13 protein-coding genes are annotated in these 13,602 nt (G+C 71.7%); 5 read left to right on the top strand and 8 right to left on the bottom strand.

The annotated features are described in order from the left end of the window. Positions 1 to 125: 125 nt before the first annotated feature. The gene (locus EDF47_RS13910; protein ID WP_111084809.1) at positions 126 to 1,235 is read right to left on the bottom strand and encodes an aminotransferase class V-fold PLP-dependent enzyme; all 1,110 of its coding nucleotides are present in this window, start codon (positions 1,233 to 1,235) and stop codon (positions 126 to 128) included. A 95-nt stretch (positions 1,236 to 1,330) separates the two neighbouring features. Further along, positions 1,331 to 2,116 (bottom strand): isoprenyl transferase, encoded by a 786-nt coding sequence (locus tag EDF47_RS13905; RefSeq protein ID WP_173170760.1) that lies wholly within the window; start codon positions 2,114 to 2,116, stop codon positions 1,331 to 1,333. Positions 2,117 to 2,211: 95 nt separating this feature from the next. On the opposite strand from EDF47_RS13905, the gene EDF47_RS13900 reads away from it, so the two are divergent. Beyond that, a complete protein-coding gene (locus EDF47_RS13900; RefSeq protein ID WP_123294746.1) occupies positions 2,212 to 2,919 on the top strand; it encodes a hemolysin III family protein in 708 nt (235 codons plus the stop codon). Positions 2,920 to 3,043: 124 nt separating this feature from the next. On the opposite strand, the gene EDF47_RS13895 is transcribed toward EDF47_RS13900, so the two are convergent. Together EDF47_RS13895 and mca are read right to left on the bottom strand one after the other, a co-directional pair. After that, positions 3,044 to 3,349: a hypothetical protein gene (locus EDF47_RS13895; protein ID WP_131878235.1), complete on the bottom strand. Its 306-nt coding sequence runs from the start codon at positions 3,347 to 3,349 to the stop codon at positions 3,044 to 3,046. Next, positions 3,346 to 4,236, bottom strand: coding sequence for a mycothiol conjugate amidase Mca (gene mca, locus EDF47_RS13890; RefSeq protein ID WP_133938479.1), 891 nt, complete (start codon positions 4,234 to 4,236; stop codon positions 3,346 to 3,348). Before mca ends, EDF47_RS13895 begins: the two co-directional genes overlap by 4 nt. On the opposite strand from mca, the gene EDF47_RS20355 reads away from it, so the two are divergent. Together EDF47_RS20355 and greA are read left to right on the top strand one after the other, a co-directional pair. Continuing rightward, positions 4,121 to 4,771, top strand: a complete 651-nt coding sequence (locus tag EDF47_RS20355; RefSeq protein ID WP_279586387.1) for a DUF4307 domain-containing protein — start codon at positions 4,121 to 4,123, stop codon at positions 4,769 to 4,771. The genes mca and EDF47_RS20355 overlap by 116 nt on opposite strands. Positions 4,772 to 4,841: 70 nt before the next feature. Continuing rightward, positions 4,842 to 5,330, top strand: a complete 489-nt coding sequence (greA, locus tag EDF47_RS13880) for a transcription elongation factor GreA (RefSeq protein WP_111084815.1) — start codon at positions 4,842 to 4,844, stop codon at positions 5,328 to 5,330. Between the two features lie 146 nt (positions 5,331 to 5,476). On the opposite strand, the gene ilvA is transcribed toward greA, so the two are convergent. Both ilvA and EDF47_RS13870 read right to left on the bottom strand, forming a co-directional pair. After that, positions 5,477 to 6,736 (bottom strand): threonine ammonia-lyase, encoded by a 1,260-nt coding sequence (ilvA, locus tag EDF47_RS13875; protein WP_123340649.1) that lies wholly within the window; start codon positions 6,734 to 6,736, stop codon positions 5,477 to 5,479. Between the two features lie 62 nt (positions 6,737 to 6,798). Further along, positions 6,799 to 8,049, bottom strand: a complete 1,251-nt coding sequence (locus EDF47_RS13870) for an AI-2E family transporter (protein WP_123340648.1) — start codon at positions 8,047 to 8,049, stop codon at positions 6,799 to 6,801. A gap of 92 nt (positions 8,050 to 8,141) precedes the next feature. On the opposite strand from EDF47_RS13870, the gene EDF47_RS13865 reads away from it, so the two are divergent. Continuing rightward, positions 8,142 to 9,413, top strand: coding sequence for a crosslink repair DNA glycosylase YcaQ family protein (locus EDF47_RS13865; protein ID WP_133938483.1), 1,272 nt, complete (start codon positions 8,142 to 8,144; stop codon positions 9,411 to 9,413). A 6-nt stretch (positions 9,414 to 9,419) separates the two neighbouring features. Here EDF47_RS13865 and EDF47_RS13860 read toward each other — a convergent pair whose 3' ends face one another. Both EDF47_RS13860 and EDF47_RS13855 read right to left on the bottom strand, forming a co-directional pair. Next, positions 9,420 to 10,322, bottom strand: coding sequence for a M48 family metalloprotease (locus EDF47_RS13860; RefSeq protein WP_133938485.1), 903 nt, complete (start codon positions 10,320 to 10,322; stop codon positions 9,420 to 9,422). Between the two features lie 19 nt (positions 10,323 to 10,341). Then, complete coding sequence (locus EDF47_RS13855; RefSeq protein ID WP_111084820.1) at positions 10,342 to 10,923, bottom strand: LemA family protein; 582 nt, start codon at positions 10,921 to 10,923, stop codon at positions 10,342 to 10,344. Positions 10,924 to 11,151: 228 nt separating this feature from the next. Here EDF47_RS13855 and EDF47_RS13850 point away from each other — a divergent pair, with 228 nt between their 5' ends. Continuing rightward, a complete protein-coding gene (locus EDF47_RS13850; protein WP_133938487.1) occupies positions 11,152 to 13,536 on the top strand; it encodes an Ig-like domain-containing protein in 2,385 nt (794 codons plus the stop codon). Positions 13,537 to 13,602: the final 66 nt, after the last annotated feature.

Raw genomic sequence — 13,602 nt, 5'->3', positions numbered from 1 at the left:
GCAGCCCAGAACCGTCGCTTGTCCTCACGCGTGTGCCAACGACCCACACCAACACCTCACCACTCAAGGTGTTGCAACCACCCCTTGAACCCAAGCCGGAGATCTGTCGCTTTCGCGGAACCGCGCTACTGCAGCGTGGCGTACGAGACGCAGGCGTCCCGGAACATGTCCAGCGTCTCGTCCGTCGTCGAGGCGAACACCGACACCCGCGCGACGCCGAGCCGCGTCGTCGCGGTCACGCCGTGGTTGTGCAGCGCCGCGGACAGCGCGGTCAGGCGCCCCTCGGCCGGCCGCAGCACGACGATGCCGGCGCGCTCGCGCGGGTCGCGGCTGGACTCGACCTCGAGCCCGAACTCGTCCGCGATCGCGAACACGCGCTCGACGCGCTCGGTGACGCGCTCCTGCACGGCGGCGACACCGACGGCAGTCAGCCGGTCCAGCGACACCGCGAGGCGGGCCTGCGCGATGGGGTCGATGCGGGTCATCTGGTACCCGGCGGCACCCGGGCGCACGGCGGGGACGTCCACGGGCCAGCCGGTGGTGCCGTGCGGGCCGGACAGCGCCGGACGCAGGCGGTTCAGGGCGCGGTCGCTGAAGGCGGTGAAGCCCGTGCCCCAGCCGGCGTGCAGCCACTTCTGGCCGCCGGTCGCGACGACGTCCGCGATCTCGTAGGGGGCGTCGACGACTCCGAAGCCCTGGATCGCGTCGAGGATCAGCAGGCGGTCGCCGATGACCTCGCGGATGCCGGCGAGGTCGGCCAGGTAGCCGGTGCGCCAGTCGACCAGCGACACCGCCACGGCCGTCACGTCGTCGGTCAGGCGCTCCTGGATGAGCGAGGGCGTCATCCACCCGGCACCGGACTCGATGACGACGGGCTGGACGCGGCCGCCGGTCGCCGAGGCGGCACTCGCCAGCGCGAGCGGCAGCGAGGGGTACTCGTCGGCCGACACCAGCACGCCGCCGGTCAGGCCGAAGGCCGTGTGCAGCAGGCCGGGCGTCGTCGCGGTCTGCGAGACGACCTGGTCCTCGCGGCGACCGACCAAGCGGGCGGCGACCGTGCGGACGCGGGCGTCCTGCTCGTCGAGGGTCTCCATGGCGCCGAAGCGCATGTGCTCCTGGATCGTGCCGAGCACGCGCTGCTCCTCGAGCACGGCGGTCTGCACGGGGCCGAACGCAGCGTGGTCGAGGTAGCCGGGGTCCTCGGAGAAGCCGGCGGCGTACTCGTCGATGTTCACAGGGGAGCACCTTTCACAGTGTCGAACCCTGAGAGCCTACTGGGATCACTGAACGTCAGCGAACCCAGGCCGATCCGCGCAGTAGCGAGGAAGCGTCAGCCGCCGAAGCGTCGCGACCGCAGCCCGAAGTCGCGGACGGCGCGCAGGAAGTCGACCTCGCGCAGGTCGGGGTAGAGCGCCTCGACGAAGTAGAACTCGCTGTGCGCGCTCTGCCACAGCATGAAGTCGGACAGCCGCTGCTCGCCCGAGGTCCGGATCACCAGGTCGGGGTCGGGCTGTCCCTGCGTGTACAGGTGGTCGCCGATGAGCTCGGGGGTCAGGACCTCGGCCAGGGTGTCGATCGTGCCGCCACCCGCGCCGTGCGACTCCACGATGCTGCGCATGGCGTCGGCGATCTCGCGGCGTCCGCCGTACCCGACGGCCAGGTTGATGTGGAGTCCGGTCCGGCCGGCGGTGCGCTCCTCGGCCTGCGCGAGCGCGGAGACGAGCGAGTCGGGCAGGCCCTCGTTCGACCCGACGTGCTGGACGCGCCAGTCCGTGGTGTCGGCGAGCACCCCGGCCAGGTCGCCGATGATGCCGACGAGCTCGCTGAGTTCCGCTCCGGCACGTCCGGTCAGGTTGTCGGCGGAGAGCAGGTAGAGCGTCACGACCTCGATGCCGAGCTCGTCGCACCAGGTCAGGAACTCCGGGATCTTCGCGGCGCCGGCGCGGTGGCCGTGCGCGGCGGACTCGAGCCCGAGCTGCTTCGCCCACCGACGGTTGCCGTCGACGATCATGGCGACGTGCTTCGGCTTCGCGCTGCCCTCGATCTGGCGGCGGATGCGGCTCTGGTAGGCGCGGTAGAGGATCCCTCGTCCTGCCCATCCCACCCTGCCGGTCACGCACCGAGCGTAGTGCACCGTCGGTCGGAGCGTCCCGAGTGCGGCTCCCCCAGAACTCGTGGCATCCGTTCGGGCACGGGGCTTACAGTCGGCACATGCAGGACGAGCACGAGACCGCCACCCTCCCCCACGTCCCGTTCACCGAAGAGGCCGCGACGACCACGGAGGACACCCGCCCCGCCTGGCGCGGGTGGATCCACCTCGGCGCGTTCCCGTTCGCCATCGCGATGGGCATCGTCCTCATCGCCCTGGCCGACAGCACCGCGGCGAAGGTCGGCAGCGCGGTGTTCATGGCCACGTCGCTCGCCATGTTCGGGGTCTCCGCGACGTACCACCGGTTCCCGTGGGGGCCGACCGTCAAGGCGGTGCTCAAGCGCATCGACCACACCAACATCCTGCTGCTCATCGCCGGCACCTACACACCGATCGCGATCTGCGCCCTGCCGCACACCCTGATGGTGGTCGTGCTCTGGGTGATGTGGTCCGGCGCCGCCCTCGGCATCGCCTTCCGGGTGCTGTGGATCAACGCGCCCCGGTGGCTGTACGTGCCGATCTACCTGGTGCTCGGCTGCGCGGCGCTCGGGCTGCTGCCGCAGTTCTTCGCGGCGAGCGTCCCGATGACCGTGCTCATCCTGTCCGGCGGTGTCGCGTACATCATCGGCGCGCTCGTCTACGGCTTCAAGCGGCCGAACCCGGTGCCCACCCAGTTCGGCTTCCACGAGGTGTTCCACGCCCTGACGGTCGTGGCCTTCGGCGCGCAGTGGGTCGGCGTACTCATAGTCGCTCTGGACCCGGTGCGCTGACGGACGAACGTTCCTTCCCAGAACGCGCGCGATGCCTGGTCGTTCCGGGCGTACTCACCCGGAACTTTCGACCAGGTACGCCCGATCCGCCCAGGTACGCCCGGTTCCGTCAGGCGCTAGCGCGTCAACCGCGCTCGGTGTCGTCCCCGACGTCGGCTCGGCCGTCCTCGGCCGCACGCCGCTCCGACTCGTCCGTCGCGGGACCGTCGAACGCGGTGCCGTTCGCTTCCGCCTCGAGACGCTCGCGGATCTCCGACCGGTAGCGCGTCCGGCGGATGCGCCGGGTCATGTCCACGACCAGGACGATCGTCGCGATCGCCACCAGCGCGATGGCGATGAACCCGACGACACCGGGGGTGACGTTCACGTCCGGCACGACGCTGGGGCTGGGACTGGGGGTGGCGGCGAGTGCCGCCGCGATGGAGCTCACGGGGTCGGTTCCTTGTCGGCAGGGATCCCGGCGAACAGATCGGTCTCCGGGAGCTCGGTCGGCACGCGGGCCTCCACGAGCTGGTAGTCCTCGGTCGGCCACACCGTGGCCAGGAGGTCGTTCGGCCAGTAGAAGAACGCACTGTCCGGTGCCACCTGGCTGGCGTGGGCACGGAGCGCGGCGTCGCGCTGGTCGAAGTACTCGTGCACGTCGACGTGCGTGGTCGCGAGGTCGGGCCGGTCGGCGAACCGCTCCACCCACTCGCGCAGCTGCTCGATCGCGGGGCTGTCCGGGTCGCGGTCCTGCAGCGCCTCGAAGATCGTCCGGAAGCGGCGCGGGTTCATCGTGCGCTCGTAGTAGAGCTTCGCGATCGACCACGGTTCGCCGGCCGCGGGGTGCGCAGCGGGGTCGGCCGCGGCTGCCCAGGCGGCGACGGACACCTCGTGCGTGCGGATGTGGTCGGGGTGCGGGTAGCCGCCGTTCTCGTCGTAGGTGACGAGCACGTGCGGACGGAACCGGCGGATCACCCGGACGAGCGCCTCGGTGCTGTACTCGAGCGGCACGGTCGAGAACGTGCCGGGTCGGACGGTCTCGCCCTTCTCGGCGTCGGGCAGTCCGGAGTCGTGGTAGCCGAGCCACAGGTGGTCGATGCCGAGGGCTGCCTGCGCGGCGGCCATCTCACCACGGCGGTACCCGGCCATGTCGCGGTGCGCACGGCTCGTCGCGGGCTCGCCGAGCTGGTCGTTGAGGATGTCGCCAGCCTCGCCCCCGGTGCAGGACACGACCAGTACCTCGTGCCCCTCGGCCACGTACTTCGCCGCGGTCGCCGCCCCCTTGCTCGACTCGTCGTCGGGGTGGGCGTGGACGGCCAGCAAGCGGTACGGCACGGGACTTCCTCACGGGGGTGAGCGTGGGCGAGCGGAGGACGAGCGGAGGACGAGCGAGGACGGGAAGTGCACAGCGACGCGTGAACTACCCTGGGATCAGGATAATCACCCCGGGAGCCCCGAACTGTCCGAACAGCACCACACCGCCACCCTCGACGACCGCTACGGCCGCACCCCGGCCCGCGCGCGCCGCAGCAAGGCCGTCGCGATCACCGCCGCCATCGCCGTGGTCGTGGTCTTCGCCGCCTGGGTGATCTGGGCGGGTCTCGACCAGTCCGACCGCGGCCTGACCGACGACGTCGTGGGGTACGAGGTCCTCTCCCAGCACAGCACGGTCGTGCACTCGCAGGTCTCCGTCGACCCGGGTGTCCGGGCGAAGTGCGCCGTCCAGGTCCTCGACAAGAGCTACTCGATCGTGGGCTGGAAGGAGATCACCCTCGCCCCGTCCGAGCAGCGCACCCGCAGTGTCAGCACCGAGGTGACGACCACGACCCGTGGCGTCACCGGCTTGATCCACGACTGCTGGATTCCCTAGACTGTCCTGATTCGCCTCTCGAGACCGACCACTCGGCCGGTCTCGTTTTTCATGGTCGAAGGGACAGAAGATGAGCAACGACACGCAGGTCACCTGGCTGACCCAGGAGGCGCACGACCGTCTCCAGGCGGAGCTCGACGAGCTGAGCGGCGAGGGCCGTGCCGAGATCGCGCGCCGCATCGAGGCCGCTCGCGAAGAGGGCGACCTCAAGGAGAACGGCGGCTACCACGCCGCCAAGGACGAGCAGGGCAAGATCGAGGCGCGCATCCGCGTCCTCACGAACCTCCTCAAGCACGCGACCGTCAGCGAAGCGGTCTTCGACGGCACGGTCGAGCCCGGCACCGTCGTCACCGCGGTCATCGCGGGCGACGAGTCGACGTTCCTGGTCGGCAGCCGCGAGATCGTCGCCGAGGGCTCCGACCTGACGGTCTACAGCCCGGTCAGCCCCGTCGGCGCGGCGATCGTCGGCCTCAAGGCCGGCGACAAGGCCACCTACACGGCGCCGAACGGCAAGGAGATCGCGGTCGAGGTCGTCAAGATCGAGCGCTACGAGCCGTAGGCAGCACCACAGACGGACAGGAGGCCCGGGGCGACACCGCCACGGGCCTCCCGTCTGTCCGCTGGTCGCGTCCACGGCCCCGCTCGCCGGGGCGCACCACGGATCCGACAGGACACGCGTCGAACGACTCGTGGATCGTCGCAGGACTAGTGCTCGAGGAGCTCCGGGCGGAAGCCGACCTCGTGCAGGCGCTGGATGACCTCCTGCGCGTGCTCGGGGCCGCGCGCCTCGATCGACAGGTCGAGGGCCACCTCGTTGATGACCAGGCCCTGTCCGTGGCGGGTGTGCAGGACCTCGACCACGTTCGCGCCGGCGTCCGAGATCACCTGGGCGACCCGGGCGAGCTGGCCCGGACGGTCCGGCAGCATGATGCGGATGCCGATGTAGCGCGACGCGGCGACGAGACCGCGCGTGATCACGCGCTCCATCATGAGCGGGTCGATGTTGCCGCCGCTCAACAGCACGACGGTGCGCCCGGTGTCGCGGACCGCGCCGGACATGATCGCGGCGACACCGACGGCTCCGGCGGCTTCGACCACGAGCTTCGCACGCTCGAGCAGCACGAGCAGGGCGCGGGCGGTGTCGTCGTCGGAGACCGTGACGATGTCGTCGACCAGGTCGCGGATGATCGGGAAGTTCAGGTCGCCGGGGCGGGCGACCGCGATGCCGTCGGCGATCGTCGGTGTCGTCGTGATGGTGACGGGCTCGCCGGCGCGGATCGACGACGGGTACGCAGCAGCGTTCTCGGCCTGCACCCCGATGACCTTGATCGGTCGTCCGAGCCGCTCGGCCATGCCCTTGACCGCGAGGGCGATGCCGGAGATGACCCCGCCGCCGCCGATCGGCACGACGACGGTGTCCACGTCGGGCACCTGGTCGATGATCTCGAGGCCGAGGGTTCCCTGGCCGGCGATGACGGCGGGGTGGTCGAACGGCGGGATGAAGACCGCGCCGGTGTGCGCGGCGAAGTCCTTGGCGGCGCTCAGGGCTTCCTCCACCGAGTGGCCGCGCAGCACGACCTCGGCGCCGTAGTGGCGGGTGGCCTGCAGCTTCGGCAGCGCGACACCGACCGGGGTGAAGATCGTCGCCGGGATGCCGAGCTCGCGGGCGGCGAGGGCGACTCCCTGGGCGTGGTTGCCGGCGCTGGCCGCGACGACGCCCTTGGCGCGCTGTTCCTCGGACAGGGTCGACAGGCGGTTGTACGCGCCGCGGACCTTGTACGCACCGGTGCGCTGCAGGTTCTCGCACTTCAGGTGCACCGGTGAACCGAGCACCTCGGCCAGGAACTGCGAGGTCTCCATCGGGGTGACGCGCGCGACGCCCGAGATGGTCTCCCGCGCCGTCTCGATGTCCGCGAGGGTGGGGATCGCGGCGAGCGTGTGCTGGGAGGCGCTGGTGTCGGTCACTCCCCCATCATCGTCGTTCCGGGCCCCCGCGGCGAACCCGTGACACGAGGGATCGTTCAGTGTCAGCCTGCCGTCCCCTTGACCGCGGTCGGCTGCTCGTCGGTGCCCGGCTTCGGCACGTCGCCACGGCGCTTCCGCAGCTTGAGGATCTTGCGCCGGCGCTTGGTCCGGACGTTCTCGTCGTGCGCGTCCTGCTTGGCCTCGAGCACGTGGTCGGAGTCCATCGTCTTCCACCGACCGCTCGAGATGGTCGTGACCATGGAGTTGACGGTGGCGATGAGCGGGACGGCGAAGAACGCGCCCGCGATGCCCGCGAGACCCGACGCCGCGGTGACCCCGAGGACGACGGCGAGCGGGTGCACCTTGACGGCGCTGCCCATGACGAGCGGCTGCAGGATGTGTCCCTCGACCTGCTGCACGACCAGGATCACGCCGAGCATGATGACCGCCGCCACCGGGCCGTTGAAGACCAGGGCGACGAACACCGCCAGGAACCCGGTGACGATCGCACCGACGACCGGGATGAACGACCCGAGGAACACGAAGACCGCGATCGGCACGACGAGGGGCAGCTGCAGGAAGAACGCACCGAGGCCGATGCCGACGGCGTCGACGAACGCGACGAAGATCTGCACCCGGATGAAGCTCGTCAACGTCGTCCAGCCGGCGACCCCGGCGCCGTCGATCGCGCTGCGGGCGTTCTTCGGGAAGAGCCGGACCGTCCAGCGCCAGACGTTCTTGCCGTCGATGAGCAGGAAGATCACCGTGAAGATGACGATGAACAGGCCGGTGAGGATGTGCGTCAGCGACGACCCCGCGCTGGCCACTCCGGACAGGATCGAGCCGGAGTTGCTCTGCAGCCAGTCGGTCGCCTGGTTGAGGTAGGAGTTCAGGTCCTTCTGGCTGATCCCGAGCCCGGAGCTGAGCACGAAGTCGCGGATGTTGTCGTACTGCGACAGGGTTCGGTCGCGGAGCGACGGGTAGGCGGCGGCGATCTGGTCGACGACGAGCCAGATGAGCGCCCCGACGGCGGCGAGCCCACCGACCAGGCTGACGATGACGGCGAGCCACTTCGGCACGTGGTGGCGCTGCATCCAGTTCGACAGCGGGACCAGGAGCGCGGCGACGACGATGCCGATGAGGAACGGGATGAGGATCTCGCTGAACAGCGTGACCAGGTAGATGACCACCGCGACGACGCCGACCACGACGAGGATCCGCCACGACCACGCACCGGCGATCCGCATGCCGGGCGGCACCGCGTCATCGACGACGACGGGATCCGCGTGCGGTGTCTTCTTTCCCCAGGCCATGGGCCGATCCTAGCGATCCACACGTCCTCACGTTCCAGATACGGCATACGTTCCGACGCCGCGCTGTCGGCGGGGTTCGGTAGCGTCGGCGCATGGTCAGGTCCTCGCTCTCCGCCGCCGAAGCCCGCCGCGTCGCACTCGCCGCGCAGGGGTTCGGTCGACCACCGGCGACGGCGGTCTCGACGCGTGCGGTGAACGCTGCGTTCGCCCGACTCGGGCTGCTGCAGATCGACTCGGTCAACGTGTTCGAGCGCAGCCACTACCTGCCGCTCTTCGCACGGCTCGGGGCGTACGACCGGTCCACGCTCGACCGACTGACCCTCGGCCGGTCCGGGCCCTACACGGAGTACTGGGCGCACGAGGCCGCCCTCATCCCGCGCGACGACCTGCGGCTGTTCCGCTGGCGGATGGACGCCCTGCGGGAGCGCGACGCCGGTCCGACCAGGATCGACGGCGTCACCCGCACTGCCGGGGTCCGACGCGAGCTGCACGCGCTCCTGCGTGCCGAGGGGCCGATGCGAGCCAGCGCGGTCGAGCACGAGTCGAACGTGCGCCGTGGGCCGTGGTGGGGCTGGAGCGACGTGAAGACCGGGCTCGAGCAGATGTTCCGCTGGGGCGAGGCCGTGAGCGCCGGACGGTCGGGCTTCGAGCGCGTGTACGCCCTGCCCGAGCAGGTCCTGCCGGCCGGGTTCCTCGAGACGGCCCCGCCGCGCGCTGCAGCCGTGCTCGAACTCGTCCGGCACGCCACCCGCGCCCTCGGCGTCGGCACCCGAGCGGACATCGCCGACTACTACCGACTGCGGTCGGACGACACCGCCGCCGCCATCGCGGAGCTCACCGCCGCCGGCGAGCTCCTGCCCGTGCGGGTCGAGGGCTGGGGTGAGCGGGCCTGGCTCCACCCCGATGCCCGGGTGCCTCGGCAGCTGACCGCCGACGCGGTGCTCAGCCCGTTCGACCCGGTCGTGTGGTTCCGCCGGCGGGCGGAGCGGATGTACGGGTTCCACTACCGGATCGAGATCTACACACCGGCCCCGAAGCGGGTGTTCGGGTACTACGTGCTGCCCGTGCTGCAGGACGACCGCCTCGTCGGCCGGGTCGACCTGAAGAGCGACCGGCAGCGTGGCGTGCTGCGGGTCCGGACCGCCTGGCAGGAGCCCGGCGAGCACCTCGATGCCGAGCGGCTGGCCGAGACCCTCCGACGCACCGCCGCCTGGCAGGGACTCGACGAGGTCGAGGTCACCGATCGGGGCACGGCTGCGGCCGCGGTCGCCGGGGCGCTCGGCCTCCCGCTGGTCCCGCACGAAGCCGTCGACGACGCCGATGCCCCCGAACCCACGGAGCAACTCGACGCCGTCGAGGCCTGACCGGGCTCAGAAGCGGTCGGCGTTCGCCCGCAGGCGTGCGATGCGGTCCGGCAGCGGCGGGTGCGTCGAGAACAGCCGGTCCATCACACCGGGGCGCATCGGGTCGGCGATCCACAGGTGCGCCATCGACGAGTTCTGCGTCTGCATCGGTCGGCCGGACGCGCCGAGCTTCTCGAGCGCCCGGGCGAGGCCCTCGGGGTGACGGGTCGTCATGGCACCGGTGGCGTCGGCGAGGTACTCGCGCTGCCGGGACACCGCGGCCTGCACGCCCGCCGCGGCGATCGGCGCCACGACGACGGCCACGATGCCGGCGATGAGCAGCACCGGGTTCGCGCCACCGCCGTTGTCCGAATTGCGGTTCCGGCCGCCGGACAGGCCGCTGAAGATCGAGATGCGCAGGAGCACGTCGGCGATCAGGCCGACGGCGACCACCAGCCCGAACACCATCGTCGAGACCCGGATGTCGTAGTTGCGGACGTGCCCGAGTTCGTGGGCCATCACACCCTGGAGCTCCTGGTCGTCCATGATCTGCAGCAGCCCGGTCGTCGCCGCGACCACGGCGTGCTCCGGGTCGCGCCCGGTGGCGAAGGCGTTCGGCGACGGGTCCTGGATGACGTAGACCCGGGGCATCGGCATGCCGATCGAGATCGCGAGGTTCTCGACCGTCCGCCAGAGCCGCGGTTCGGAGGTGCGGTCGATCTCGATGCCGCCGGCGATGGCGGTCGCCTGCCGAGCGGCGAAGAAGTACTGCAGCACCGCGTAGCCCAGGGCGACGGCGAGCACGATGACGCCGATCGACACGTTCCCGGCCAGGTACCCGCCCAGGAACCCGAGCGCGCCGATGATCAGCAGGAAGACCAGGACGATGACGACGGTGTTGCGCTTGTTCCGCGCGATGGCGCTGTACACGGCAGCTGCGAGGCTGGGGTCAGAACTGGACGCGCGGCGGCTCGGCGATGGCTGCCGGCTCGGCGGTCTCGAAGAACGTCGCCTCGGCGAAGCCCCGTCGCTTGGCGAACGTGGAGTTCGGGAAGACCCGGATCTTCGTGTTCAGCTCGCGCACGCCGCCGTTGTAGAAGCGCCGGGCGGACTGGATCTTGTCCTCGGTGTCGACGAGCTCGGTCTGCAACTGCAGGAAGTTCTGGCTCGACTGCAGCTGCGGGTACCCCTCGGCGACCGCGAACACGCTCTTCAGCGCCTTCTGCATGTGTCCCTCGGCCGCGGAGGCCGTGCCGGCGTCACCGGCCGTCAGGGTCTCGGAGCGCGCCTTGGTGACGTCGTCGAAGACGGCCTTCTCGTGGGTGGCGTACCCCTTGACCGTGTCGACGATGGTCGGGATGAGGTCGGCGCGCCGCTTGAGCTGCACCGAGATGTCGCTCCAGGCCTCGTCCACACGGACCTTGAGCGTGACGAGCGAGTTGTACGTCACCCAGAGGTAGATCCCGATGATGACCAGGATCACCACCACCACTCCGACGACGATCAGCGTCGTGACGAGTCCGGTGTCCATGCGTGGGTGCTCCTTCTCGCGTTCGGATCCGCGGTGCTGCGTGGCCTGAACGGCCGTCGTGAAGTCTACCGACGCGTCCGCAGTGCTCGCGTCGACCGCCAGGGTTCACGGGCGATTCCCGAGTCACGCACACCGGGCGTTCGGGCTGCGGGGCGAACACGACCGGATGCGGGACATCATCCGCGAGGTGTATTGACCCAGCGGCCCGGATCACGTGGGATGGAGCCGGTGAGCACGCGAGGGGACAACGTGGACGACCGGGCCGTCGGGGGCGACGGCCCTCGTCGTCGTACCCGGTTCGTCGCGCTCGCCTCGGCCACGGCCGTCCTCGCCGCGGCGCTGTTGGCGGCGGCGGCCGCCCCCGCGTTCGCCGGCACGGCGGCCCACGAACAGGCGACCACCGAACGCGTCAGCGCCGCGAGCACCGCGACCCCCGCACCGGGCGAACTCGTGGGCCCGCCGAGCAGCGGTCGCCCCGGCACCCCCACGCCTCCGCCGGCGTCCACCGGGCGACCGCCCGTCGCACCGACCATCGCCGACCCGGGGGACGTGACGAGCAGCACCGCCCGGTTCCACGGCACCGGGACCCCGGCGCACGTCGTCCGCGTCGCGGGCCCCGCGTCGACCGGTTCGGCCGGGTGCTCGGCCCAGGTGCAGGCGAACGGTTCGTGGTCGTGCCTCGGTACGGTGCGGTCGGGTCCGCAGCAGGTCTTCACGGTGCGGGACGTCACCGCGCCGAGCCAGCCGCCCGCGAGTGCCCCGGCCTCCGACGTCATCGTCCCGCCGACCATCGCGTCCGACCACCCGACCAGCGGCGCGCTCTCCGGCACGGGCTTCCCCGGTTCCACGGTGGTGCTGTCGGTCTCCGGATCGTCGACGCAGCAGACCGCCCCGGTCGGCCCGGACGGTCGGTGGGTGACCTCGCTCGCGCTGCGGTCCGACGCGACCGTCACCGTGACCGCCTCGCAGACCGCCAGCACGGCCCGCGGTTACCGCTCCGACCTGCGCAGCGCATCTTCGGCCCCGGTGCGGATCACGGTCGACCGCACAGCACCGGCAGCCCCGCGGATCACCGCACCCGACGACGGCGACCGCGTCGGTTCGCGCGCCACGGTCGTCCGCGGCACCGGCGAGCCCGGCGCCGACGTGACCGTCTACGTCGACCGCGCACCCGTCTGCCGGGCCGAGGTCGCTGCGAACGGTTCCTGGTCCTGCTCCACCGCGGGGTCGCAGCTGCGGGCCGGCGGACACGACCTCACCGCGACGCAGCACGACGCCGCCGGCAACTACTCGCGATCGTCCGCTGCCGTGCAGGTCACCGTGTGGTCGACCTCGGGCACCCCGAACGGCACCCCCGGCACCTCCGGCACCGGCGGGGACGCACCGACCAACGGCACCAACGGCACCGGCACAGGAACCGGCACCGGCACCGGCACCGGCACCACGACCGCACCGGACGACGGCCAGACCCCCGGCGACGCCGGGACCCCGGCCGGCACCGGAACCGGGAACGCGGGCGGCACCGGCGACGACGGCCCCGGATCGGCGGCAGCGCCCGGTGACGGCACCGACCCGACCGGCACGAGCACCCCCGGGGCCGCAGGCTCCGGCAGCCACACCGACTGGTCGGGCCCCGCGGGCGACTGGACCGCCGCCACCGCCTACGACCGCACCGTTCCGACGATCCAGGCCGCGTTCTCGTGGCGGACCGTCCTGATCGCCACGGCCGTCGCCGCGGGGTTCCTCCTGCTCATCGCCGCACCCCTCGCGCTCGTCGCCGCCGCTGCCCGCGGGCGCATCCGCTCGCCCTTCGCCGGACTGCTCGGGCGGAACCGCTCGCGCTCGGACCGCACCGGGTCCGACGACGTGCTGCCGGCCTGGGTGTCGATCACGGTCGCGGTGGCCGTCGCCGCCCTGTGCACGCTGCTCGGGGTGGGCGTCTCGCTCGAGGCCCGCTACGTCCGCCTCGCCATCGCCGTGCTGCTCGGCACCGCGGTGCTCACGGCGGCCGTGGTGCTCGTGACCCGGTGGGCAGCCGGGCCCGACCACCGTGCGGTGGGCTTCCGGGTGTCCCCGTGGCTGGTGCTCGCGGCGCTCGTGGCGTGCGGGATCACGCGGGCCGCGGACCTCTCCCCCGCCCTGATCGTCGGGATGGTGCTCGTGCCCTCGGGACGCCCCGACCTGGACACCGCCGCACTGCGCCTCGGCTCCGGGATCGCCGCCGGTGCCCGGAGCGCGACCTGGCGAACGATCGCGCTGCTCGGGCTCGCGACCGCGGGGTGGGTGCTCCACAGCCTGACCGTGGGCGCGGGGTTCTGGTCCGCGTTGACGTCGGAGTTCGCCATCACCCTGTGCGTCGGCGGGGTCGGTGCCGTCGTCGCGACACTGCTGCCGTTCGCCGGGTCCGCCGGCAGTGCGGTCCTGATGGCCTCGCGTGCCCGGTACGTGGCACTCGCGGTCGTCGCGGTCGCGCTCACCGCCGCGGTCTACTCGGGTCCCGCGGGGACCCACGCGTCGCCGGTGCTGCTCGGCGCGGTCGGCGCGGCCTGCGTGGCGGGCGCGATCGGGGCCTGGTTCTGGGCGCGCACCGCGCGACCGGACGCGGCCACCTGACCCGCACCGGGCCTCCCGTCCGCCGTCCCCGCGCGGCGGATACAGTGACGATCGGTGCGTGACGCG

Origin of the sequence: Curtobacterium sp. PhB190, from assembly GCF_004365385.1 — a bacterium.
In the GTDB taxonomy this organism is placed as follows: Bacteria; Actinomycetota; Actinomycetes; order Actinomycetales; family Microbacteriaceae; genus Curtobacterium.
Note: the sequence above shows the minus strand (reverse complement) of the source record. Positions and strands in the feature narration are given on the sequence as shown.